The sequence below is a fragment of the Streptomyces sp. IBSNAI002 genome (assembly GCF_052244475.1).
GTDB lineage: Bacteria > Actinomycetota > Actinomycetes > Streptomycetales > Streptomycetaceae > Streptomyces.
On the sequence record NZ_JBQPXG010000002.1, the window covers coordinates 586,416 to 610,451 of the forward strand.

Annotated in this window: 19 protein-coding genes; 4 read left to right on the forward strand and 15 right to left on the reverse strand. The window is 73.4% G+C overall.

Annotated elements, in window-relative coordinates; genetic code table 11:
- Nucleotides 1-27: 27 nt before the first annotated feature.
- Nucleotides 28-1,128 (forward strand): M20 family metallopeptidase, encoded by a 1,101-nt coding sequence (locus ACTVZO_RS03035; RefSeq protein WP_443296839.1) that lies wholly within the window; start codon nucleotides 28-30, stop codon nucleotides 1,126-1,128.
- 89 nt (nucleotides 1,129-1,217) lie between these two features.
- Complete coding sequence (locus ACTVZO_RS03040) at nucleotides 1,218-3,125, forward strand: serine/threonine-protein kinase (RefSeq protein ID WP_443296840.1); 1,908 nt, start codon at nucleotides 1,218-1,220, stop codon at nucleotides 3,123-3,125.
- A gap of 76 nt (nucleotides 3,126-3,201) precedes the next feature.
- On the opposite strand, the gene ACTVZO_RS03045 is transcribed toward ACTVZO_RS03040, so the two are convergent.
- The 11 genes from ACTVZO_RS03045 to ACTVZO_RS03095 form a co-directional block, all read right to left on the reverse strand.
- The gene (locus tag ACTVZO_RS03045; RefSeq protein WP_443296841.1) at nucleotides 3,202-4,932 is read right to left on the reverse strand and encodes an acyl-CoA dehydrogenase family protein; all 1,731 of its coding nucleotides are present in this window, start codon (nucleotides 4,930-4,932) and stop codon (nucleotides 3,202-3,204) included.
- Nucleotides 4,933-5,031: 99 nt separating this feature from the next.
- Nucleotides 5,032-5,586, reverse strand: a complete 555-nt coding sequence (locus ACTVZO_RS03050; RefSeq protein WP_443296842.1) for a PadR family transcriptional regulator — start codon at nucleotides 5,584-5,586, stop codon at nucleotides 5,032-5,034.
- A 73-nt stretch (nucleotides 5,587-5,659) separates the two neighbouring features.
- Nucleotides 5,660-7,138, reverse strand: a complete 1,479-nt coding sequence (locus ACTVZO_RS03055) for a branched-chain amino acid ABC transporter substrate-binding protein (protein WP_443296843.1) — start codon at nucleotides 7,136-7,138, stop codon at nucleotides 5,660-5,662.
- 4 nt (nucleotides 7,139-7,142) lie between these two features.
- The gene (locus ACTVZO_RS03060) at nucleotides 7,143-9,143 is read right to left on the reverse strand and encodes a hypothetical protein (protein ID WP_443303031.1); all 2,001 of its coding nucleotides are present in this window, start codon (nucleotides 9,141-9,143) and stop codon (nucleotides 7,143-7,145) included.
- 213 nt (nucleotides 9,144-9,356) lie between these two features.
- Entirely contained in the window at nucleotides 9,357-9,560 is a 204-nt protein-coding gene (locus ACTVZO_RS03065; protein ID WP_069918725.1) for a cold-shock protein, read from the reverse strand.
- Nucleotides 9,561-9,716: 156 nt separating this feature from the next.
- Nucleotides 9,717-10,565, reverse strand: coding sequence for an amino acid ABC transporter ATP-binding protein (locus tag ACTVZO_RS03070; protein WP_443296844.1), 849 nt, complete (start codon nucleotides 10,563-10,565; stop codon nucleotides 9,717-9,719).
- 43 nt (nucleotides 10,566-10,608) lie between these two features.
- Nucleotides 10,609-11,409 (reverse strand): amino acid ABC transporter permease, encoded by an 801-nt coding sequence (locus ACTVZO_RS03075; RefSeq protein WP_443296845.1) that lies wholly within the window; start codon nucleotides 11,407-11,409, stop codon nucleotides 10,609-10,611.
- Nucleotides 11,406-12,257 (reverse strand): ABC transporter substrate-binding protein, encoded by an 852-nt coding sequence (locus ACTVZO_RS03080; RefSeq protein ID WP_443296846.1) that lies wholly within the window; start codon nucleotides 12,255-12,257, stop codon nucleotides 11,406-11,408. Before ACTVZO_RS03080 ends, ACTVZO_RS03075 begins: the two co-directional genes overlap by 4 nt.
- Nucleotides 12,258-12,462: 205 nt before the next feature.
- Complete coding sequence (locus tag ACTVZO_RS03085; protein ID WP_443296847.1) at nucleotides 12,463-13,170, reverse strand: ABC transporter ATP-binding protein; 708 nt, start codon at nucleotides 13,168-13,170, stop codon at nucleotides 12,463-12,465.
- Nucleotides 13,167-13,928: an ABC transporter ATP-binding protein gene (locus ACTVZO_RS03090; RefSeq protein ID WP_443296848.1), complete on the reverse strand. Its 762-nt coding sequence runs from the start codon at nucleotides 13,926-13,928 to the stop codon at nucleotides 13,167-13,169. The genes ACTVZO_RS03085 and ACTVZO_RS03090 overlap by 4 nt, the downstream gene beginning before the upstream one ends.
- Complete coding sequence (locus tag ACTVZO_RS03095; protein WP_443296849.1) at nucleotides 13,925-14,329, reverse strand: hypothetical protein; 405 nt, start codon at nucleotides 14,327-14,329, stop codon at nucleotides 13,925-13,927. Before ACTVZO_RS03095 ends, ACTVZO_RS03090 begins: the two co-directional genes overlap by 4 nt.
- Before the next feature lie 18 nt (nucleotides 14,330-14,347).
- Here ACTVZO_RS03095 and ACTVZO_RS03100 point away from each other — a divergent pair, with 18 nt between their 5' ends.
- The gene (locus ACTVZO_RS03100) at nucleotides 14,348-14,497 is read left to right on the forward strand and encodes a hypothetical protein (RefSeq protein ID WP_443296850.1); all 150 of its coding nucleotides are present in this window, start codon (nucleotides 14,348-14,350) and stop codon (nucleotides 14,495-14,497) included.
- Nucleotides 14,498-14,747: 250 nt separating this feature from the next.
- Here ACTVZO_RS03100 and ACTVZO_RS03105 read toward each other — a convergent pair whose 3' ends face one another.
- Both ACTVZO_RS03105 and ACTVZO_RS03110 read right to left on the reverse strand, forming a co-directional pair.
- Nucleotides 14,748-16,874 (reverse strand): tetratricopeptide repeat protein, encoded by a 2,127-nt coding sequence (locus ACTVZO_RS03105; RefSeq protein ID WP_443296851.1) that lies wholly within the window; start codon nucleotides 16,872-16,874, stop codon nucleotides 14,748-14,750.
- Complete coding sequence (locus tag ACTVZO_RS03110) at nucleotides 16,871-17,281, reverse strand: hypothetical protein (RefSeq protein WP_443296852.1); 411 nt, start codon at nucleotides 17,279-17,281, stop codon at nucleotides 16,871-16,873. The genes ACTVZO_RS03105 and ACTVZO_RS03110 overlap by 4 nt, the downstream gene beginning before the upstream one ends.
- 239 nt (nucleotides 17,282-17,520) lie before the next feature.
- On the opposite strand from ACTVZO_RS03110, the gene ACTVZO_RS03115 reads away from it, so the two are divergent.
- Nucleotides 17,521-18,744 carry a serine hydrolase domain-containing protein gene (locus ACTVZO_RS03115; RefSeq protein ID WP_443296853.1) on the forward strand — a complete coding sequence of 408 codons (1,224 nt, stop codon included), beginning with the start codon at nucleotides 17,521-17,523 and terminating at the stop codon, nucleotides 18,742-18,744.
- Between the two features lie 5 nt (nucleotides 18,745-18,749).
- On the opposite strand, the gene ACTVZO_RS03120 is transcribed toward ACTVZO_RS03115, so the two are convergent.
- Both ACTVZO_RS03120 and ACTVZO_RS03125 read right to left on the reverse strand, forming a co-directional pair.
- A complete protein-coding gene (locus tag ACTVZO_RS03120) occupies nucleotides 18,750-19,457 on the reverse strand; it encodes a hypothetical protein (RefSeq protein WP_443296854.1) in 708 nt (235 codons plus the stop codon).
- Nucleotides 19,438-23,988, reverse strand: a complete 4,551-nt coding sequence (locus ACTVZO_RS03125; protein ID WP_443296855.1) for a CHAT domain-containing protein — start codon at nucleotides 23,986-23,988, stop codon at nucleotides 19,438-19,440. The genes ACTVZO_RS03120 and ACTVZO_RS03125 overlap by 20 nt, the downstream gene beginning before the upstream one ends.
- Between the last annotated feature and the right edge of the window lie 48 nt (nucleotides 23,989-24,036).

Consider the following 24,036-nt stretch of genomic DNA (forward strand, 5'->3'; position numbering starts at 1 on the left):
TCAGATGACGACTACTAATCTGTGCGCATGACGATGCACATGAGCGCACAGGTGAGCGTTGACGCGATGATCGAGGACCTGCGGGTACTGGTCGAGACCGAGTCCCCCTCGCGCGATGCCGATGCCCTGGCGGCATCGGCCAAGGTGGTCGCCTCTGTCATCGCGAGCCGCCTCGGCGGGCAGGCCGTCCTCATCGACAGCGAAGCGGGGCCGCACGTCCACTGGTCGGGCGGGGGCGATCCCCGGGTGCTGATCCTCGGCCACCACGACACGGTGTTCCCCCTCGGCACGCTCGGACGCCGCCCGTTCCTGGTCGAGGACGGGCACGTGACCGGCCCGGGGGTCTTCGACATGCTCGGCGGCCTGGTCCAGGCGGTCCACGGTCTGGCCTCCCTCGACGACCGGTCGGGCGTCGAGATCCTGGTGACCGCCGACGAGGAGGTCGGCTCCCGCTCCTCCCGGGCCCTCATCGAGGAACGGGCCCTCGCCTGCGGCGCCGTACTCGTACTGGAGGGCGCCGCCGACGGCGGGGGCCTGAAGACCGGACGCAAGGGCTGCGGCACCTTCCAGGTCTCCATCGCCGGCCGGGCCTCGCACGCGGGCCTCGAACCCGCCGCGGGGGTCAACGCGCTGATCGAGGCGGCCCACCAGGTACTGGACATCACGGCGCTCGGCCGGCCCGAGATCGGCACGACCGTCACCCCGACGGTCGCGGCCGCGGGGACCCTGGACAACGTCGTTCCCGCCGAGGCGACCGTCGTCGTCGACGTACGCGTCGAGTCGCAGGGCGAGAAGGAGCGCGTCGAATCCGCCTTCGCGGCACTGGCCCCGCACCTCGACGAGGCGGAGATCTCGGTCGAAGGGGGAGTGAGCCGGCCCCCGATGCCCGAGTCGGCCTCGGCCGGCCTCTTCGCCGTGGCGCAGCGGCTGCTGCCCGGGATCGAGGGCAAGGCGGTCGGGGGCGGCAGCGACGGCAATTTCACGGCCGCGCTCGGGGTGCCCACACTGGACGGCCTCGGAGCCGTCGGCGGCGGGGCCCACGCCGACCACGAGTACGTGGTGATCGAGGCGATGACCGAGCGGGCGAACCTCGTGGCGGGGCTGGTGACGGCGATCCGGCAGGGGTAAGTGCCGCTCCCCCTCGACGTGTTGGCGCGAGAACCCATCCGGTAGATTTCTGGAAACTGATTCCAATTCCTAGCGGGGGCGGGGCTGACGTGCTGGAGCTGACGGGGAGCGGAGCCGAGCCGCTGGAGGCGGGGGATCCGCGCCGGATCGGCACGATCGCGCTGGCGGGCCGGCTCGGGGCCGGAGGCATGGGGCGGGTGTACCTCGGGGTCCGGGAGGGCCGGTACGTCGCCGTCAAGCAGCTGCTGGCGTCCGTCGTCGGCGAGGACGAGGACTTCGTGCGCCGCTTCGGGCACGAGTTGGACAACCTCGCCCGGCTGCCCGCGGAGGCCACCGCCCCGCTGCTCGACAGCGACCGCGCGGCGAACCCGCCGTGGTTCGCCACCGCGTACATACCCGGCCTCACCCTGCGGGAGGCCATCGCGCTGCACGGCGGCCCGCTGCCCGCGGACGCGCTGTGGCTGCTGCTGCGGGAAACCGCGGCGGGCCTGGCGGCGGTGCACGCGCTGGACATGGTGCACCGGGACCTCAAGCCGTCCAACGCCATGCTGACCCTCGACGGTCTCACCCTGATCGACTTCGGCGTCGCGCGCGCCGCCGAACAGAGCCAGCTGACCAGGACGGGCATGGTCGTGGGCACGCCCGCCTACATGGCGCCCGAACAGGCCACGGGCAGACGGCGGCTGAGCGGCGCCACCGACGTCTTCGCGCTGGGCTCGGTCCTCGCGTACGCGGCGTGCGGCCGGCCGCCCTTCGGTGACGAGTCCGGGCACGGCGTGCTGTACCGCATCGTGCACGAAGCGCCGGACCTGGAGCCGCTGCGGGAGCTGGAGCCGGACCTCGCCGAGATCGTCGCGTCCTGCCTCGACAAGGATCCCGAGGGCCGGCCCACCGCCGCCGAACTCCTCGAACGCGCTTCCCTGTTCGCCCCTGCCGGAGCCCCGCTGTGGCCCGCGGCCATCACCGAGCGGCTGACCGAGCGGGCCGCGTTCGCCGCGCACGTGCAGGACGTCGACGTACCGACGCTCCCGCTCGCGGGCGAGCAGCCGGAACCGGAAGCGGCCGGGGGGCCGGAGCCGGAGAAGGCACCGGAACCGCGGCCGGTGCCCGGTGCCGAGGCCCGCCCGGAAGAGCGCGAGCCCCGCCAACGGCCCGAGCGGCCCGAACGCCGCCGCCGGACCCGCGTCCTGCTGGCCGTCGTCCCCGTCGTCGTGGTCGCGGGCGGTACGACACTCGCCCTCCAGAACCTGCCGTACACCTCCTCGCCGCGGACCGACGCGCAGGGAACCCCCGGCAGCTCGGCCTCGGCGCCCGCCGACCCGACGGCGTCCACGGCGGGCGGCAGCCCGTCGGGCGCCGCGTCGGCCGCGCAGTCCGCGGGCCAGGAGCAGGTCGAGGGGGACGGCAAGGACCAGGGGCAGAGCGGCACGACCGTGCCCCCGGCCGCGGGCGCCGGGGGCGCGGCCGCCGGTCCCGGCCCGGGCAGCGGGAACGGCGCCGGCGGAGCAGGCGGAGCAGGCGGCGGCGCGCAGACCGGCTCGGGCGGCCCGGGCAGCCCCGCGGGCGCGGGCGGCGCCGGCAGCCCGCGCCCCTCCGGCGGCGCGACGACCAAGGCCCCGACGGCTCCTGCTCCCCCCGATTCCGGCACCTATCGGTACCGCAACGGCAACAACGGCAAGTGCGTCACCCAGGTCTTCGGCTCCTCCGACCACGGTGACTGCTCGGACGCGACCGCCCGGTGGACGGTGCAGAGCAGGTCCGACGGCAGTTTCAAGCTGGTCAACAAGCAGAGCGGTGGGTGCCTGTACGCCAACATGCTCGGCCAGGCCGTCTTCGTGGGCGACTGCTCGGGCGGCAGCGTGGTGTGGCGTACGGGGTCCGACGGCAGCCTCCGCAACGACTTCAGCGGTGGCTGCCTCGACCTGGGCATGAGCGCCGGCCTGGTGACGAACACCTGCGGCGGGCAGGCCTCGCAGCGCTGGACGAAGCAGGCCTGACCCGTCCGGCGGACGGCTCCCGTCGCACGGGAGCCGTCCGTCCGTTCGCCCGGCCGTTCGTCCGTCCGTCCGTCGGTTACGGCGCCATCTCGTACGCCCCGGCCAGGGCCTCCACGCGCGCCCAGACCCGCGCCGAGCGGTCTGCGTCGACGACCGGGCGCCGGACCGCGCCCAGTGCCCAGGTCTGCTGGTCGGCGGTGGCGGAGTCCTTGCCGTGCAGTTCGACCGCGTGCGCGGAGAAGTCCCGTACGAGGACGCCGAACAGCTCGTCGAGCACGTCCTCGTCCAGGCCGGTCAGGCGGGCCTGCTCCAGGATCAGCTGGCCGTGCACGACCAGTGCGAACAGCTGGCCCACGGCCAGGAGGAGATCGAGGTCGCGGCTCTGCTCCTCGTCGGGGGCGGCGGTCGTGACGAACGCGCACAGGGCGTCGGCCTGCTCGCGGAAGCGGGCGACGTTGGGCACGGCGGCGTACGCGTCGTAGGCGGGGCGCCAGTCGTGGAAGCGTACGGAGCCGAGGCCGCGGGCCGGGCCCTGGCGGAAGAGGAACTCGTCGTCGGCCGCGTCGAGCCGGGTCGGCACGGGAGCGTACTCGGCCGGTTCCAGCAGGTGGTTGCGCATGAACTTGAGGATCAGCGCGAGGTTGACGTGGACCGTGCCCTCCAGCTTCGGCAGACCGCGGATCTCGACGGCGGCCTGGGCGAAGTAGGTGTCCTTCTCGAAGCCCTTGGCCGCGATGACGTCCCACATCAGGTCGATGACCTTCTCGCCCTCGGTGGTCACCTTCATCTTGGTCATCGGGTTGAAGAGCAGGTAGCGGCGGTCGTCGGGGCCGGCGGAGCGGAAGTAGTCGACGGCGCGGTCGCTGAACAGCTTCATCCCGACGAGTCGGACGTACGCGTCGGCGAGCTCGCGGCGCACGTGCGGGAAGGCGGTGACGGGCCGGCCGTAGAGGATGCGGTTCTGCGCGTGGGTGACGGCCTCGTACATCGCGTGCTCGCAGATGCCGATCGAGGCGGTGCAGAGGTTGAACTTGCCGACGTTGACGGTGTTCAGCGCGGCGTCGAAGGCGGCCCGCCCGGTGTGCAGGACGTCCTCGGCGGCCACCGGGTAGTCCTCCAGGCGGAACTCGCTGACGTACTTGGAGGAGTCGACGACGTTCTGCACGAGCCGGTACGCGGGGTGGCGGCTGTCGGCGGCGAAGAAGACGTAGCCGTCGGGGCCCTCGACGTCGGTGCGGCGGCCGAAGACGGAGACGAGGCCTGCGGCGTTGCCGTTGCCGATGTAGTACTTGGAGCCGCTCGCGCGGAAACCGCCGGAACCGTCGGCGGCCGGCTCCAGCAGCATGTCGGTGGAGTAGATGTCGGCGCCGTGGGTCTTCTCGGAGAGGCCGAACGCGAACACCTCCCCTTCGGCGAGGAGCTGCGCCGCGCGGTCGCGGGCGGCGGCGTTGTCGCTCTGCCAGACCGGGCCGAGGCCGAGGATGGTGACCTGCCAGGCGTACCAGTAGTCCAGGCCGTAGAAGCCGAAGATCTCGTTGAGGGCGGCGATCCGGGCCGTGTCCCAGCGCTTGTCGGGCTCCTGCCCGCCGGCGGCGGGGGCCGGGGTGAGGAACGTCGCGAAGAGCCCCTCCTTCGCCGAGAAGGCGAGGAAGTCCGCCAGCCAGGCACGGGAGCGGTAGTCCTCGATCAGCCTGCGCTTGCCGCGGTCCTCGAACCAGTCGACGGTGGCGCGCAGCAGCCGGCGGGTCTCGGGGTCGAAGTGCGCGGGGTCGTAGGTGCGCGGGTTGAACAGCAGCGGGTCGGTCATGGCAGGTCCGTCTTTCGCGTCGGGAGGATGGAGGGGTGTGGTGCGGGGGGGGTGCGGGGGGTGCGGTGCTGGGGAGTGCGGTGCGGCGGGGGTGCGGGGTCAGCGCTCGGCGAGCCGGCGGAGCGTGGTGAGCACGTCCTCGAGCCAGGCGACGGTCATCCGCTCGTAGGCGATGCCGCCGCGGAGCACGACGTGCTGGAGTTCCCGCCCGGCGTCGCCCGGCGCGGGTGCCTCCGGGCCGGTGAAGTCGCGCAGCTCCCCCGCGAGATAGCGGGTGAGGCGGTCGGCGTGCGCGCCGCGGTGGCGCTCGACCTCCTGGATCAGCGCGGCCGGGTCGTCGAAGGCGGCGCCGCGGATCTTGACGGCGAGCTCGTGCCGGACGCTGTCGGGCTGGATCGGCTCGTGGAGCCAGCCCGACAGGGCGGCCCGGCCGGCCGCGGCGACGGAGTACTCCTTCTTGTCCGGCCTGGACTCCTGCGGCACGTGGCGGACGTCGATCCAGCCGTCGCCCTCCATGCGCCCCAGCACGCGGTAGATCTGCTGGTGGGTGGCGGTCCAGAAGTACCCGATGGACCGCTCGAAGCGCCGGGCCAGCTCATAGCCGGAGCCCGGCTGCTCCAGCAGGGAGACGAGGATCGCGTGCTCGAGTGCCATGCCCCGATCTTTCTATGCAACTCGTTGCATAGACAAGCGTCACCGCCCGGGTGAGACGCGGCTCACCCGTCCCTCACTGCGCTTCCGGGGGCTTCCCCTCGGCCGCGGACACCTCGACGAACTCGGCCTGGCCCTTGGCGTTGAGCCGCAGGATCGGGACCGCCTTGTTGCGGGGGTTGCCGTTGTTCTGGAAGGAGATGAACCCGCTGGCGCCGGCCACCTGCTGGCTGCCGTCCATCTGGTGGAACATCCGGGCCACGGCGTCTCCGGCGACCTTGCCCTGCCAGCGGGCGGCCATCTGGATGCCGTGGGCCGCGGTGAGGACGGCGTCGTGGCCCATCAGGGCCCCGCCGTCGTGGCGGGGGTCGTGGGGGAACCACTGGTCGAGCAGCCCGCCCGGCTGGAAGTTCTTCGCCGAGGGGGCGGAGACCGACTGCGGCGCCGTGCGGTGCATATCGGGGTGGGAGAGGCCGGTGTACAGCACCTCGACCCCCGTCTCGGCCGCGTGGGCGAGCTGCTCGGCGGTGAGGTTGGTCGTGTCGTCCCCGGCGAAGACGGTGAACTTCTGGTCGGTGCAGCTGCGGTTGGACAGGGCGTCGAGGAAGTGGGTGAGGTGGCGGCCGCGGCCCGCGAAGTAGACGAGCTGGGGGCGCTGCTGGCACAGCTGTCCGGGCATGTAGCGCAGTTCGTTCTGCCAGGCGCTGCCCACGGAGGAGTCGTAGGTCATGCGCTCGGCGACCAGCCGGTACTTGTCGCCGTCGTGGAAGGCCTGGGTGAAGGCGGTGCCGAGGGTGGAGGCGTACAGGTTCCCCTGGGCCACGTCCTGGATGACGACGGCGGTGCCGACGCCGCGCCGCTTGAGGAACCCGGCGGCGGCGTACGCCTCGTCCTCGTTGGTCGGGGCGACGCGGACGAAGCCGTTGATGCCCTGAATGTTCGTGGCGGTCATGGTGGCGCCGACCATGGCGATGCCGTGCTCGGAGAGGCGCCTTATGGCCGCGAGGTTCTCGTCCGTGCTGGGTCCGAGGCCGGCCACGGCGACGAGCCGGTCCGGGGAGTCCTTGCGGGCGATCAGCTCGTCGACGGTGTGCTGCCAGTGCACGGACCTGCTGCCCGGGTTGGCGATCAGCAGCCGGATCTTGGGCGTGGCGGACAGATCGCCGCGATTGTGCCGGTACTGGGCGAGGTACGCGCCCTGGAGTTCGTGGCGCACGCCCTCCGCGGAGTTGCTGTCCTCGGCGGTCTGGGTGAAGTTGGTCAGGTACGCGACGCTGACGTAGGGCTCCTTGTCCGCGTTGTCCAGGATGCGGGTGTTCTCCTCGAGGATCTTCCTCCGGACGTCCTCCAGGTGCGGGGCGAAGGCGTAGGAGCCGTCGGTGACCCCGACGCACTCGTCGTCCGGGCCCTGTTCGACCACTCCGTCGCCGCATCTGGCCTGCCGCTCCTGGATCCAGCCGACGCCCAGCCACAAGGCCGTCACCAGTACGACGGCGGCGGCGGTGGCCAGGGCGACGCGGCGCACCACGTGGAGCGGCCATTCGAGTCTGGCCACGGGCTCAGCCCTCCCCGCCGGCCGTCTGGGGATCCCGCCAGTGCCGGTGCCGCTCAGCCTCGTTGAACAGGGCCACGATGTCGTTCCTCCGCAGTTGTGACAGCTGGGTGTAGCCGTCGGCGATCATGTCGTTGAGTCGCATGGCGGGGTCGGCGAGCGGATCGCTCCACACCCAGCGGGTGGTCACGAGCGTGTGGATCACGGATTCGATGTCCATCACGCGCTCGGGGCGGCGCGGGCGCAGTCCGGCGAGGAGTTCCAGCGGGCCGTATTCCGTCGGGAGGCGGTTGGGGGCGGCGGTGATCGCGTTGAACTCGGAGATCCACTGCACGGCCGGCACCTCGCTGAACCGCCGGGTCAGATGGGCGGTGACCTCGTCGGTCCGCCCCGCGGAGAGCTGGTGGTACATCTCCTGCACCGGCCTGCCCTCACCGCGGTAGAACTCCGCGAGGAGTTCGTGCGCGGTGTCCCACGCGTCGGGGCGCCGGGCCAGCCGCCACAGCAGCAGCCGGCGCAGCCAGGGGTGGAGTACGGGGACGACGGTGAGCGGCCCGGACAGCAGCCAGCGGGACCGGATCTCGCCGAACAGGGCGTCGCCCGGGCTGAGCAGCCGGGTGCCGACCGAGAAGTCGCGGGCGGCCGCGCACTCGGCGAGGGTCGCGCGTTCGGAGTCGTCGAAGTCGCGCAGGAGGTGGCTGAGGGCGGTGTCCGCGAGCGTGGCGGTCTGTTCTCCGCTGCGCAGCGGCCGGTCGGGGAGGGTGCGCAGCCAGCGGTCCTGCTGGGGGCCGGAGTCCGGGGGCGGCCCGGACTGGCGCAGTACGTCGAGGACTTGGTGCACGGCGCGCGGCAGACCGCCGGTGAGCCGGTGCACGAAGGGGGTGAGGCGGGCCAGCGGGGCGAGGTCGCCGTTCCCCCCGAGCTGGAGCTCTATGCGGATGCGCACCTCGTCCAGGTTGAGGTCGCGCAGGCGTAACGGGTACCACCAGGTGTCCTCGCTGTCCCGGGTCGGCCGGTGCGTGTTCCAGTCGGACAGGGACGCCCGGTCGGGTCCGCGCAGCTGCCAGGGCCAGGAGTCACCGGTGGCCGGGCCCCAGCGGGGCAGCCAGCGGTTGGAGCTGGCGACGACGGTCAGCGGGTCGCTGTCGTGGCCGGCGACGACCGTCTCGTCGTGCCGGGCGCGGACCAGCAGGTCGAGGAAGCGGCGGCCGTACGCGGTGTGGGAGTTGTCGAGGAGCAGCAGGTAGGAGCGGGGCATGAAGTTGCGGGCGGTGTTGCGTCTGAGGTCTTCCAGGAACGCCGAGAAGAGGACGAGGTCGAGGCGCTCCTGCTCGTTCTCGTCGCCCTCGTGGCGCCACAGGTTGAGCTCGACGAGGGCCTCCATGGGGTCCCCGCTGCGGGTCATGGGGTGTCGTCCGTACCACTGGGCGCCCGAGGTGAGCCGGTTGCCGAGCCTGCCGCCGAGCAGGGTCGGCATACTGCGGCGGCCGCGCCGCAGGGCGTCCTGGAACAGGGCGAGGGCCGCGGTGGAGGCGCCTTCGGGCATGCCGACGGCTCCCATGCCCACTTCGAAGAACGCGGCCAGGTAGTCGCCGTGCCGGGCCTCGTTCTCCTCCTGGAACCGGTCGAGCTGCCGCTGGACGGCGCGCCGGCCTTCGGCGAGGCTGCGCATCCGCAGCTCCTGGTCGGACGCGAGCAGTCCGAGGCTGAGCAGCGGGAAGTGGGAGCGGCCGTAGCGGGGCAGCTTGCGCTCCAGCTGGCGGGCGAGCAGCCCGAGGGCGTACCGCGGCAGGAGTGACTGCGCTCCGCCGAAGTTGACGTAGGCGAAGGGGTATTGGGGCCCGAAGTGCTCCATGAGGGCGCTGTGCGCCTCGCTGGCGCCGCTGCCGGGTGGGCCGAGCAGCATGGTGAGGGGCCGTTCGGCTGCGGGGGTTTCCTTCAGGCAGGCGTCGACCAGCGACAGGATGCCGCTGCGGCCGCGCAGGCCCATGCCGATACCCGGCTCCATCACGTGTGTGCCCCCCCCAGGGTGCCGCTTTCGAGGACACGAGAGTGCCATCCGAAACCCGGTGGCTGCCATAGCCCGTGTCGTCCGGATTCGCCTGGTGTACTTGGTGCGCCTGGTGCGCCGTACGTGCGGACATCGCCGCCGCGGGCCCGCGAAGCATGCCGGCGGCGCCCGCACCGGGTGCGGGCGCCGCCGGAAAGGCCGGGCGGGAGGTCAGCCGCGGACGATGTTCTCGGCCTGCGGGCCCTTCTGGCCCTGCGTGACGTCGAACGACACCGTCTCGCCCTCGATCAGCTCGCGGTAGCCGTTGCCGGAGATGTTGGAGTAGTGGGCGAAGACATCCGGCCCGCCTCCGTCCTGGGCGATGAAGCCGAAGCCCTTCTCGGAGTTGAACCACTTCACGGTGCCGCTGGCCATACTCATCCCTCTGCTCAATTCAGCGAGTGGCCCGGGTCCGGGCCCCCGCGGTGCCCGCTCACGGGCGCCTGAGCCACTTCTCCCCCGCTGTCCCCAGCCCTACACCTGTCGATCGCGACCGGATAACCGCATGAACGGCGCCGGGTGGTCAGGGCCTCATCCGCCGTGCCCGCCATCGGCCGGTTCGCCCGTCCCGGGGGCCTCTTGGCCGGTGGGGGCGGGGGCGGCCGCCGGGTCCAGGATCCGGTTGAGGAAGTTCCGGGTCCGCTCGTGCCGCGGGCGGGTGATCACCTGGGAGGGCGGCCCCTGCTCGACGATCACGCCGCCGTCCATGAACACGACGCGGTCCGCGACCTCGCGGGCGAAGGTCATCTCGTGGGTGACCACCATCATGGTCATGCCCTCACCGGCCAGCACCCGCATCACCGACAGCACTTCGCCGACGAGTTCCGGGTCGAGCGCCGAGGTCGGTTCGTCGAAGAGCATCACCTCGGGCCCCATCGACAGGGCCCGGGCGATCGCCACCCGCTGCTGCTGGCCGCCGGACAGCTGCGCCGGGAAGGCCTCGGCCTTGTCGGCGAGGCCGACGCGTTCGAGGTTCTCGCGGGCGACGGCGGCGGCCCGCGCCTTGTCCCGGCCGAGCACCCGGCGCTGCGGCAGGGTGAGGTTCTCGGTGACGCTCACGTGCGGGAAGAGGTTGAACTGCTGGAAGACCATGCCGATGCGGCGGCGCACGGCGTCGATGTCGACGTCGAGGTCGGTGACCTCCGTGCCGCCGACGAAGACCTGGCCCTCGTTCGGCTCTTCCAGCAGGTTCACGCAGCGCAGGAGCGTCGACTTGCCGGAGCCGGACGGTCCGATGACGCACACCACCTCGCCGCGGGCGATGTCCAGGTCGATGCCGCGCAGGACGTGGTTGTCGCCGAAGGACTTGTGCAGGCCCCGGATCCGGATCTCCGGGCGGTCCTCGGTCATCGTGTCCGCCGTTCCCGTCGTGGGTCGCATCCCGTCCATCCCGTCGATGCCCTTCATACCGTCCGTCCCGGCCTCACGTGGCCTTGTCCGCTCGGGCTTCGAGACGGCGCACCACGATGCTCAGCGGCACGGTCACGAGGAGGTAGCACAGGCCCGCGACCAGGATCGGGGTGGAGTTGGCGGTCTCGCTCGCGAGGTCGCGGCCGAATTTCGTCAGCTCCCGCTCCTCCAGTGTCACGCCGAGGAACAGCACGAGGGAGGAGTCCTTGAACAGCAGGACCAGCTCGTTGGTGAGCGGCGGGATGACGATGCGGAACGCCTGGGGGATGATGATCGTCACCATGGCGCGGGTGTGCGAGAAGCCGAGCGAGCGGGCCGCCTCCATCTGCCCCTTGGGCACCGCCTGGATGCCGGCCCGGATGGTTTCGGCCATGTAGGCGGCGGCGACCAGGCCGAGGCCGAGGGCGACCTTCCCGTACGTGCCGCCGGGGATCTCGGTGCCGGGGAAGGCCAGCGGCACCGCCACGCCCACGAAGATGAAGATGAGCAGAGCGGGCAGGCCCCGGAACAGCTCGATGTACACACTGGCGACCCACCGGTAGGGGGCCACCGAGGACAGCCTCATCATGGCGATGACGAGGCCGAGGACCAGGCCGAAGACGAACCCGGACAGGGTGTACACCACCGTGTTGCGCAGGGCGATGGTGATGATGTTCGGGAAGAGGCGGACGGCCAGGTCCGTCTGCGCGAACTGGTTCTGCAGACGGTCCCAGTCGGCCAGGGCGGCGATCAGGACCACCGCGCCGAGGAAGATCACGTACTGGACGCCCTCCCAGACCCGGCGCCGCTGGCGCCGGGTCAGCCGAGAGGTCACGACGCGGCCTGGGGCAGCGGGCCGATCCACTGTTCGTAGATCTTCTTGTAGGTTCCGTCGGCCTTGGCGGTCGTGATGGCCTTGTCGATCGCGGTGAGGAGGGCGGTGTTGCCCTTCTTGACCGTGAAGCCGTACTGCTCACCGGTTTCGATGTTCTGCCCCAGGACGAACTCGTCCGCGTTCGCCTTGTCCTTGAGCCAGCCCTGTACGACGGGGTAGTCGATGACGACCGCGTCGACCTGGCCGGTGCGCAGTCCGTTCAGCACGGCGTCCGAGCTCTCGAAGGCGACCGGGTTGAAGCCCTGGGCCTTGGCGTAGCTCTCGCCGGTGGTCTCGGCCTGCGCGCCCAGCTTCTTCCCCTTCGCCTTGACGTCGGCGAGCGAGGTGATGCCGCTCTTCTTCGTCGCGAGGAGCGCCTGGGTGGCGTCGAAGTAGGGGACGGAGAAGTCGACGTTCTTCTTGCGCTCGTCGGTGATCGTCATACCGGCCGCGGCGAGGTCGCACTGGCCCGAGTTGAGGAAGGCGCCGGTCTTGAAGTTCTCGAACGGGGTGTCGAGGATCTTCTGTTCGACGGCGAGGTTCTTCGCGACCAGGTCGATCAGGGCCACGTCGAAGCCGACGACCTTGCCGTTCTGCTCGAACTGGAAGGGCGGGTACGGCAGATGGGTGCAGGTGGTCAGCTTGCCCTTCTCGACGACCGGTACGCCTCCGGCCGCCTCGCCCGGTCCGCTGTCTCCGGAGGAACAACCCGTCACGAGGAACGTTCCCGCCGCGACGGCGGCGCAGGCAGCCGAGCGGACGCGGTGGCTGCTGCGGTGGGTGCGGTGTCCTTGGGCCGTCCGGAACACGGTTGACCTCCACGGGTGCGGGGCGGGCGGCGGTCGCGGGACGGGACCGCCGGTCGCGATCGTAAGCCCCGCACGGTGCGCCGCGGCGGACCATTCGAGCGAGTGTCCAGATGCCGGTGCGACCCGTACCAGTTCTGCCGTACGGGAGCTGGCCCGCCCCCCGCTCCCGTACGGCCCGGCCCGGGCAGGCCGGGCGCACCCGGGGTCAGTCGACACCCAGCAGCCGCCGCCGGTCGTCGGGCCGGGCGCGGAACTGCTCGCAGGGGGCCCGGTGGACGATGCGGCCCTTCTGCATGACGGCCACCTCCCGGGCCACGGACAGGGCGAGCCCCAGGTTCTGCTCGACGAGGACCACCGACGTCCCCTGGGCGCCCACCTCGCGGATGACCTCGCCCACGTGGGAGACGATCGCGGGAGCGAGACCGTCGGACGGCTCGTCGAGGAGCAGCAGGCGCGGATTGCCCAGCAGGGCCCGGGCGATCGCGAGCATCTGCTGCTCCCCGCCGGACAGCTCGTCGCCGCGGTGCCCGAGCCGCTCCCCCAGCCTCGGCAGCAGGCCGAGGACGCGCGCGCGGGTCCAGGGCCCGTGCCCGGAGCGGCGGGAGGCGATGGCCAGGTGCTCGTCCACCGTCAGCGGCGCGAACACCCGGCGCCCCTGGGGCACGATGCCCACGCCCGCCCGGGCGATCACGTCGACGCGGACGCCGGCGAGCTCCCGGCCGCCGAGGGTGACGCTGCCCCCGTACGGCCGGAGGAAGCCCATGACGGTCGACATGAGGGTGGTCTTCCCGACGCCGTTGCGCCCGAGGACGGCGACGATCCCGCCCGTGTCGAGGTCGAGGTCGACACCGCCCAGGACGGTGCCCCCGGCGTGGCCGGAGTGCAGGCCGCGGATGCTGAGGAAGGGCTTCACGAGGCGGCCTCCGCACTGCCCAGGTAGGCGTTCTGGACTTCGGCGGACGCCCGTACCTCGTCCGGGGAGCCGGTCTTCAGGTGTCTGCCGAGGTGCATGACGGTCACCGTGTCGGCGAGCTCGAAGACCATGTCGAGGTCGTGTTCGACGAGGAGTACGGTCACCTCGCCGGGAAGCGCGGCGATCAGCCCGGTGAGCCGCGCCGTCTCCGCCGGGGACATCCCGGCGGCCGGTTCGTCCATCAGCACCAGCCTGGGTTCGGTGGCCAGCGCCACGGCGACCTCCGGTTGCCGCCGCTCTCCGTGCGAGAGCTCGGCCGCCGCCACGTCGTGCCGGTCGGGCAGCCCGGCCCGGTCGAGGAGCGCCCGGGCCTGCCCGACCGCCGCGGCCCGGGCGCTCACCTTCCGCCAGCCGCCGAGTCCGGTGCCCGGCCGGCGCAACACGGCGAGCAGGACGTTCTCCAGCACGGTCTCGCGCAGGAAGAGGCTGGAGTGCTGGAAGGTCGCGGCGACACCGAGCCCGACCCGCCGGTCGACGGGCAGCCGGGTCACGTCCTGCCCGTCGACGAGGACGGATCCGGCGGTGGCCGCCCGCGTCCCCGAGACGAGGCCGAAGAGCGTCGACTTGCCGGCGCCGTTCGGACCGATGATCGCGTGCCGCGACCCGGCCCGGACGGTGAGGCACACCTCGTCCACGGCCGTGAAGGACCCGAACCGCCGTGACACCCGGCGCAGTTCCAGTAGGTCGAGTTCGCTCACGCCGTCCTCTTCCGGGTCAGCTGGGGCGGGAGCCGTACGCCGGCCAGTCCGCGGGGCAGTGTGTAGACGGCGATGACGAAGAGCAGCCCGAGCAGCAGCGGCCCGCGCCCGGCGACGGCTTCGAGGTTGCCGAGGTAGTCGCGGGTGAGCCAGACCAGCGCGGCCCCGGCGCAGGCCCCCCACATCGAGCCGGAGCCGCCGATGACGACGGCCAGGACGTAGAAGTAGACCAGCCCGTCGAGTTCCAGCGCGGGCATACCGGGCAGCGGTACGACGGGCGGGATGCCGGAGATCCCGCGCTCGCGCTGGCCGAGCGGCGAGCGGCCCGCGGGCGTCCGGTGTGGGCCTACCAGTTCAACCTGCCGACGCCCGCGCACGACGGCCGGCTGGCGGCGGCTCACTGCCTGGAACTGCCTTTCGTGTTCGCCAACTTCGACAAATGGTCGCAGGCGCCGTTCCTGACGGGGCTGCGCCCCAGGATCCGCGACGGCTTCGCCGCCACCATGCACGCGTCCTGGATCTCCTTCATCCGCACCGGCGACCCCAACCGGCACCCGATGCCGCGGTGAGAGCGTTACGGCAGGCAGTCGCGGACCACGATGGCCCTCGACTCGGTCACCACGGCCACCGACGACCTGGCCGGCCACTGGCGGCGCCTCCGCCCGCCGACCCCCTCGTAAGTCCCGCGATTCCCCGCCCCGCCCCCGGTCGGGGGCGGGGCGGGGCGGGACGCCGGGGCGGGACGCCGGGGCGGGGCGGCGGGGCGGGGCGGCGGGGCGGGACGCCGGGGCGGGACGCCGGGGCGGGGCGGCGGGTTCGTCAGCGGGCAGAGGTGTCGCCGGCCCGGAACGCGGCCAGGTTGGCCACGGAATCACCCGTCCAGGGGTGATCCGGCCCGAGGACGCGGCCGCGCTGCTCGGCGACCGCCTCCATGTGCGCGATCGCCTCGGGGAACGCGCCGACGCCCGCGAGGGCCAGCGCCAAGAGGGACCGGGAGGCCAGGGTGATCTGGTACTCCGGCCCGTAGCGCCGGTGCGCCGCCTCGAACGCCCGGCGGGCGAGGGGAAGCGCTTCGCCGGGCCGGCCCGCGTAGTACAGGGCGTTCGCGTAGTTGAGTTCCGCGCCCATGGTGATCGTATGGTCCGGTCCCATGGTCTCGGCGCACTCGCGGATCAGGGCCGGCGCGCCCTCGGTCTCCCGCGCGAGCTCCGGGCCCCGGAGCAGTTCCAGGATGATGTAGCGCGCCCTCAGGGTCACCGGGTGCAGCGGGCCCAGCACCTCGATCCGGCCGTCGACGGCCCGCCGCATCATGGCCGCGCCTTCGGCCTGCCTGCCGTCCGTCCACAGGACGAGCGCCAGGACCACGCAGCTTTCGAGGGTGTCGGGCGCGGTCGGGCCGAACAGCCGCTCGCAGTCGGCGAGGGTCCGCAGCGCGAGCGTCTCCGCTTCCCCGTAGCGGCCCAGCCTGCGCAGGGTCCGCGCCAGGCGCTGGCGCAGCCGCACGACCAGCGGGTGATCGTCGCCCAGCCGTGCCTGCGCGAGCTCCACGGCCTGTTGTCCGACCGCCAGCGCGGAGGCGGAGTCCCCCGACCGGTGGAGGTTGACGGCGAGCCGCAGCGCGCACTCCGCCGCCGACTCCACGACCGGCAGGTCCACGCCCTCGCCGGCCGACACCCGCCGGAGCAGCGCCAGTACGTGCGGGGCCAGCGGACGGAACGGCCCTGCCTCGATGCCGCGTTCGGGAATCTCGGGGAGGACCGCGAGCAGCAGCTGCGCGGCCTTCGCGGCGAGTTGTCCCCGCCGGTCGGCAGGGGTGCCGCGGGCCACGCTGTCGAGGAGGACCCCGTGGGTCCGCAGGCTGCGCGGAGGGCCCGGCACGAGTTCGGTCAGGGAGTGGTCCAGCAGGCCGCGCAGCGCCGGCTCGACCCGTCCGGGCGGGAGGTCCGCGCCCATTTCGAGGCCGGACAGCAGGGTGAGCGGGAGCGGGTCGCTCGCCCAGCAGGCCAGCAGGCGCAGCAGGGTCTGGGCCTCGGGCAGGCCCTGGCCGGCGACGGCGTCGAGGGAGAGTTCCCAGGTGCTGCTGACCAGGTGGCGCGAGTCGCCGGCGTGGTCCACGGCCCCCTGGTCGATGAGGTCGATGTCCAGGCGCTGCCCGTACTCGGTCAGCGTCCAGGGGCTGATCACCTGATGGGCCAGGAAGGTGCCGGCGAGGGTGAGCGCCAGCGGCAGCCGGCCCAGCCGGTCGGCGATCTCCTCCGCCTCCTCGGCCGTCCCGGCGTCGGGGGCGAGGTCGCGGAGCACCTGGGCGGCGTCCGCGCGCGGCAGCACTCCCACCTGGAGCAGCTGCGCTCCGGGCCACCAACGGCCGGCGGCCTGACGGCTCGTGACCAGCACGGTGCCGCGCGGGCTGGTGCGCAGCCAGCCGCCGTCGCGGAGCACGGCGGGGTCGTCGGCGTTGTCGATGACCAGCAGCCAGGGCCGGTCGGAGCGGTCGAGGTGGTCCCAGACCAGGTCCGCCGCGGCCCGCAGTCCGCTGCGCGCAGCCGTCAACTCGCCTTCCGAGGCGCCCCGGTCGGCGGCGACGGCCAGCATCCCGGAGCGCAGGGAGGTGGTGTCGGAGGCGTTCACCCACAGGCCGACGCGGCCCTCGCCCGTGGTCGCGTGCTCGAAGAGCGCGCCGGCGACGGCGGTCTTGCCGCAGCCGCCGAGCCCGTGGAGGACGTGGACCTGGCCGCCCGCGCCCGGGGCGACGGCGGCCCGGAGCGTCTCCATCAGCTCGACGCGGTCGCGCAGGACGAGCGGGGTTCGGCCCAGGGCGGGGCTGCGGACCGTGTCCGGGCCGGACCACGACGGCCCGTGGTGGTGGTGCTCGACGATGTGCTGATCGCCGGAGGCCTGGTAGACGCGGCCCTGGCCGCTGGCCCGGCCGTCGGTGCGGCCGTTCACCGCGGGCCCAGGTGCATGTCACGGCCGGCCTGGTAGACGCGGCTCTCCCCCGACGCGGTGGCGTGCTGCGTGACGGCGGGCGCGGCGGGCGGCTGCGGCTGCGGGTCGATCAGCAGGGCGCGCAGTTCACCGGCCGCTTCCGGGTGTGCGCTCAGCAGTCGGCGGATCCGGCCCTGCCATTCCGCCGCCAGCTCGGCCCTGGTCTCGTGGTCCCCCTCGCCGTGTGCGTCGAGGAGGTCGTCGCGTGTGGCGTCGAGTTCGGCCTCCACCGCGTCGGCCCGCTCCGGAAGGACGCGCCTCCACAGCGTGACCAGCCCCGCGCTCGCGCTCTGCCAGGCCTCCGTGGCGAGTGCGGTGACCAGGGCCGTGCCCGCACTGGCCGCCAGAGCGGTGATCTCCGGATCCATCAAACCCCCATGTACGCACGGTATTTGTCTCAGCATCACATACCGGATGCGGCCCGGAGCGGGGTGGTTGGACTCGATCGCCGGGATGAGGGCGGGTGGGAGGCAGGTCCTGGCCCGGGGCGCGGGGCAGGACCGGGGTCCTCGGGCCGGCGGGCGATGTGCCGGGCCGGGGCCGCTTCCTAGTCTCGGGGCATCCACATGATCGACGCACCCGGCAGGGTGCACGAGGAGGGTTCCCCATGACCGACCGTTCCCGTCGTCCTTCGTCCGTCCGTGTCCCGTCGTCCTCCGGACCGCGGCGGGGCGTCGCGGCGGTGGCGGTGCTGGCCGCCGCCCTGGCCGTGGGCGGCACGCTCCCCGCGTCCGCGGCGCAGGCTCCCGATTCTCCTTCCGTTTCCGGCTCCGGACCCCGTGACGCGGTGCGGCGGGGGCTGGAGAGCCTGGTGCGCGACGAAGGCCACCCCGCCGCCCTGGCGTCCACCGTCGGCCGGGACGGGCGCACCCGCAACTACACGGCCGGGGTCGCGGACCTGCGGACCGGGGCGAAGGTACCGGTGGACGGGCAGGTCCGGGTGGGGAGCAACACGAAGGCGTTCACCGCCACGGTGGTGCTCCAACTGGTCGGTGAGGGCAGGGTCGGGCTCGACTCCCCCATCGAGGACTACCTGCCGGGCCTGGTCCGCGGCGAGGGCATCGACGGCGGCCGGATCACGGTGCGCCACCTGCTCCAGCACACCAGCGGACTGCCCAACTACACGGACTACATGATGGCGGAGTACGCGGGTGAGACCTCCCGCCACACCTACTACCAGCCCCGCACCCTGCTCGACACGGCGTTCGCCCACAAGGCCCTCTTCGCTCCGGGGTCCGCCTGGGCGTACAGCAACACCAACTACGTCCTCGCCGGCCTGCTCATCGAGAAGGTCACCGGGCGCCCGGTGGCCGAGCAGATCACCCGCCGTGTCATCGACCGCATCGGCCTGCGCCACACCTACTTCCCCGGGGTGGGCGAGGAGGACATCCGCGGGGCCCACCCCCGCGGCTACCACGCACAGCGGCCCGGGGACCGGCTGGAGGACATCACGCGGCTCGACCCTTCGTGGGGATGGGCCGCCGGACAGATGGTCTCCACCCCGGGCGACCTGAACCGCTTCTTCTCCGCACTGGTCGGCGGCAAGCTCCTGCGTTCCGCGGAGCTCGCCGAGATGCGCACCACCGTCGCGGTGCCCGACGGCACGGGGCTGGGGCCCGGCGTGCGGTTCGGGCTGGGGCTGACCAGTACGCCGCTGACCTGCGGGGGCCTGGCCTGGGGCCACGGCGGCACCATCCACGGCTACGCCACGCGCAACGCGGTCACCGACGACGGCCGGGCCGCCGCGGTGGCCGTGACCTCCCTGGGCAACGGCACGCCCGACTCGCCCGACCCCGCCCAGGCGCTCGTCGACGCCGCCTTGTGCCGCTGACGCGGCTAGGTCAGCCTGCACGTCCCCTCGAAGCCCGCGAGCTTCCCGGACAGGCGGACGACACGGCCCAGCCCGCGCGGCAGCACACGGGCGCGCATGGTGACCACGGCGTCCACCGCGACCGCCGCGGGAGCCCGTACCAGCAGCCGCAGTTCCTCGTTGACGTGCAGGAATTCCCGGTCGGACGCGTGGAAGTCCCAGTAGGCGGTGCTGAATCCGATGCCCGAGGAGGTGATGCGGGGGCAGTAGACGGTGCGCCGTCTGATCACCTGCGGCGTCAGCTCCGCGCCCAGGGCGGCGCCGGCCGCGCTGAAGCTGAGGCCCGCTCCCAGGCTGGTCTCGATCTCGATGGGCTCCTCGCCCTCGACCAGGGTGGGCGACATGTCAGCGATGGTGGCGCCCGGTGACGGCGAGAGGTCGATCACCAGCCGCGACCAGCGCACCGTGCACTCGGGGTGCGTCTGGACGACGCAGATCAGCGGGATGTCGTAGCCCTGGACGGCAGGGTCCCCCGTGTCGACGGCCCTGACCTCGCCGCGGGCCAGGCCGATGCGGGTCTCCCGGCGCAGCAGGCTGACGGTCGCCTCGTCGACCCGCTGGTAGGCGCGGTCTGGCTCGTCCTCCTCGACCGACGGCGTGACCAGGCCGAGCAGTTCGAAGCCCGGCGGGAGGTGGGGTGACAGTGCGGCGGGTTCAGCGGTGGTGTCCGGCATGCGGCGCTCCCTCTTCCGTGGGGTGGGGGGCGCGCCATTCGCCGAGGAGGCAGAAGGCGGCCCATCGGTCCAGCCGGTCTCCGCCGGGGCGGTCGCGCGCCGCCAGCATCGCGGTGCGCAGGGCCTGGTCCGGGCGTTCGCCGGACAGCGTGAGGTCGTGGAAGTCGCCCATGATGGCGGCGGTCGCCGCGTCGGGGACCCGCCACAGGCTCATCACCAGTGACCGCACTCCGGCGAACAGCAGGGCCCGGCCGAGGCCCAGGGTCTCGTCGGTGCGGCCGGTGCGGCCCAGGCCCGTCTCGCATGCGGAGAGCACCGCGAGCCGGACCCCGTGCCAGTTCTGCCGGACTATGTCGTGGCCGGTGAGCACGCCGTCGGCGAGGAGGAGACCGGAGGCGAGCGGGTCGTCGTCTTGGAACGAGGCGTGGCAGGCGGCGTGCAGGATCTCGGCTCCGGCCATGTCGCGCAGGACCCGCTCGCGGGTGGCCGCCTCGCCGATCAGCGGGTCCGTTCCCAGGCGCGCGCCGAGCAGCCGTGCCTCGGAGCGGGCGTGGGGCAGGTCCCCGCCGGGGTCGCCCAGCACGACGGCGCCCCGGCCGCCGCCCGCCGTGCGGTGGCCGAGCGTACGGAGCAGGGACACGCTGGGCAGGTATCCGACCGGGTTGCGGTCCAGGAGGGTGGCCCCGCCGTCCGGTGACAGGGCGTGGAACGGCACGTTGTGCAGCGCCCCTGTCGGGCAGATCAGCACGGTGTCCCCGGGGGCGGTCAGCTCCTTCAGCGGGGCCACCAGGGGGCCCAGTACCTGCTGGAACAGCCCGGGCATGTCGATGGCCATCTCGCGGACCCGGCCCGCGCCGCCCAGGTTGTCCGCGATGAAGCGCAGCATCCGCTCGCCGTCCGCGTCGATGCCGGTGACGGCCAGACCGCTGCGGGGGTCGAGGGTGAACAGCACGGTGCGGCCGTCGCCGAGCTGTGCGTACGAGGCCACCACGACCCGCTCGCCGGCGAGTTCCCCGAGGACGGCGCCCGGCGACGCCACCGCCGCGCGGCGGATGGCGACGTACTCCTCGGCAGCCGGGCACCGCTCGGCGATGGCGGACCACACGGCGGCCAGCTTCCGGCCGATGTCGTGGTGCAGGGCCCAGTCGGTGTGCGCCGCCGACGCGACGGCGGTCCGCTCGCGCAGCAGGGCGGCTTCCCGGGCCAGCAGTTCGCCGGGGACGCCGGCGGGCGGACGGAGTTCGGCCGTGCTCATGGCGTCGAGCAGGGAGCGGGCCCGCAGCCGCTCGGAGACCGTGAACGCCGCCTCCGTGCTGCCGTAGCCGTCCACCCGGTAGCGGGTGAGCAGTTCGTACACCTCGGCGCGCTCGTCCTGGATGCGGCGCCGCAGCTCCGGGTCGGTCTGCTGGGCCCGCACCAGGTCGGCCAGTTCGACGCCGAGTTCGAGGACGGCGGCCGCGGTCTCCGGATCCCCGGTGTCCCAGGCGGCGCGGGCCATCGGGACGATCACCCGCCAGGCCCGTCCGGGGTGCTCGATGCGGACCGGTCCGCCGGGCACCCGGCGCGGCCGCCACAGCAGCGGGTCGCCGTCCCGTCCGGGCACGCCGGACAGGTGCAGGACGTGTTCGTACGCTTCGAGGGGGTCGCCCAGGGCGGGGCGCTTGCGCAGGATGTCCGCGGTGACCGTCCAGTCCGCCGACAGCCGGTCGGCGTTGCCTGCGTTGCACGCCCGGGCCTCGGCGATGTGCTGGAGCGCGGTGCGCTCCAGGCCCAGCCCGGAGAGGGCCTTGGCGCGGGAGTGGTGGACGAAGGCGAGGATCTGCTTGACCGTCGACCAGGCCGCCTCGCGCTCGGCGAGCGGCAGTGCCAGGTCCAGGAAGTGGAAGGCCCGGTCGGCCTCGCCCTCCCGCAGGCTGACCACCGAGGCGTAGATCATCCGCAGGATCCGCTCCTGGTCGGAGCGCGGGCTCTCCTCGCGCCACTGCTCCGCCTGTCTGCGATGGCCCGCCGCGGCCTCCTCCGCACCGCGGCGCTCGGCCGCCTCGGCCAGCCGTCCGTACAGCTCGGCCCTGGGGTTGCCCCCGCCCAGGTGGGCGCCGAGCATCCCTTCGAGCGGCCGTCCGACGCGCTCCCGCTCGACGCGGTCGGTCTCCAGCCACGTCTCGGCGCGGCGCAGGACCGCGTAGGACTCGTCGTACCTCCCGAGGTCGCCCAGGATGGACGCCACGTGCCCGAGGGCGGTGGTGACGAGCAGGGCCTTGCCCGCCCACCGTTCCGTGTCCCCGCCCCACTGGCTCGTCAGGGACTCCGTGATCTGCACCTGGCGTTGGGCCAGGAGCAGTGCCCGGCTGGTGTTCCCGGCCTTGGCGCTCCACTGCCAGGCCAGTGTCCACAGCCCCGAGTAGACGTCCCCGAAGTGCTCCGGGAGCCACCTGTCCTGCCAGCGTGCGAAGCCCTCGTCGTCTTCGAGGCAGTCCAGCAGTTCCCGGACGGCGGGGTCCTTCTCCCGCATCAGGTGCTCGAGCCTCCCGGGCAGCTGCGCCTGGGCCCCCGAGGCCGACAACTGGTCGAAGGCCGGTGGGGGCTCGGGTAACGGTACGGCCATGGCGGGCCGCCTTGCCCTGGGCGCGGACGCGGACGCCGAAGCCGAAGGCGAAGCGGGAGCGGTGACGGGTTCCGGTGCGGGCGGGAGCCCTTCGAGGCCTTGTCGGGCGCCGCCGTAGCCGGGGTCCATGGCCAGGGCCCGCTGGTAGCAGGCGCGGGCGCGTTCCACCGTGGCCGGTTCGGCGGCGAGGGTGTCGCCGAGGAACCGCCAGGCCATCGGGGTCTCCTCCGTCGCCAGGGACTCTTCGAAGTAGACGCGGGCGGCGGACCGCTCCCGCCGTGCGTAGTGCACGTCCCCCAGCCAGAGCAGGGCCATGGCGCTGTCCGGGTCGAGCTCGCGTGCCCGCCGGTAGCAGGCGGCCGCCTCCGTCAGCTCGCGGCGCTGGAAGTGCTCGTCCCCCTGTCTCAGGAGCGCGTCCACCTCCGCCTCCCCGGCGTCCGCCGTCCCGGCACCGTCCGCCGTCCCGGCACCGTCCACCGGTGCGGTGGGCGCCTGCGGCGCCGCTCCGAGCAGGGCCGCGACCTCGGCGGCCGTCGACGGGTCGCGCTCCGCGAGGGTGGCGAGCAGCTCGGCGCCGTTCGGGCTGCCCGCGTAGAGCGCCGCGAGGAGGTGCGCCTGCAGCTGGCGGGGCGCCAGCGCGGCGGCGCCGGGATCGATGGTGAGCGTGCCGTCCTCGAACCGGGCCTGCGGCCGGGGCGGAGGCGGTGGTGACGGGGGCGCGGCGAGCCGGCTCCGCACGGCCGTCGGCAGCATCCCGGCCAGTCCGGCGTCCCCGCGGATCCGGGCCAGATGGGCGTCCCACACCCGGTATTCGGGAGAGCCGAGGTCGCGCAGGATGCCCACGAGCACGGTCAGCACCGCCTCGTCCTGCGCAACGGGCGGGTCGGACAGGTGGCCGCGCAGCACGGGGACGGCCCGCTCTCCCGTGCCCGAGCTGTCATAGGCCAGCGCGAGCCGGACCGCCGCGGACCTGTCCCCGGGCCGCTCCTCGTACAGCGGTTCCAGGACCCGGACCGCGAGCGCCGGTCTGCCCACGTCGTAGTAGAGCCGTCCCAGCCCTTCCCGGAAGACGGCGAACCGGGGGTGGGCCGCGAACACGGCGTCGAGCACGCGCGCCCGCTCCGCGGTCCGGCCGTCCTCTTCGGCGGCGGACCGCGCCAGCCCGTGGAACAGGGCTGCGAACAGTTCCTCCGCGTCGCCGCCGCGGTGCCCGTCCAGCCAGCGCTCCAGCGGGTCCCGCGCCGGGGCCGGTTCCCCGGCCTCCCACCACCGGCGGGCGGCCTCCCGCGCCGAGACCCGGACCCGCGTCGCCCGGCGCACCTCCTCGGCGGCGGGGCCCGGCGCCGGGCCCGCCAGCAGCTCCAGCGCCCGGTCCACGGAGTCGCCGAGGCTCTCGGCCTCCGGGACGGTCTCCGCGGTGGCGAGCATCCCGATGCGCCCGAGGGCCACCGCGACCGGGTTCCCCGCGGCGCTGCCACGGTGGTCGGCCCGGGAGAACTGCCGGTGCGCCTCCGCGCGGTCCCGCGCCCGGTCGGCGGCGATCCCCCGCAGGACGTGGGCCTCGATCACCGTACGGTCGCCCGCCGTGCGGACGTCGCGGCCGGCGCGGCCTTCGCCCGACGCCGCGAGGGCCAGTCCGACGGCCGCCAGCACCTCCCCCATCGCCTCGGCCGTCTCTGCGTCCTGCCAGTCGGAGCCCGCGGCGGCCGCCAGCGCGACGAGGTCCGCACGGAGCTGCCCGGACCGCGGCTGCCCGTCCCTGCCGACGGTGCGCAGCAGTTCCTCGGCCGGGAGCGCGCCGAGCCTTCGGACGCGCTCCCCCGCCGCCACCGGGTCCGCCGGCTGCGGCCCGGTGAACTCGGAGGCCCGGAGTGCGCCCCAGAGCCTGAGCAGTGCCCAACCGAACATGACCGCCCCCTGCGTCATGCGTCACTTCATGCGTCACGTCACGCGTCATGCGTGCATGTGCCACGT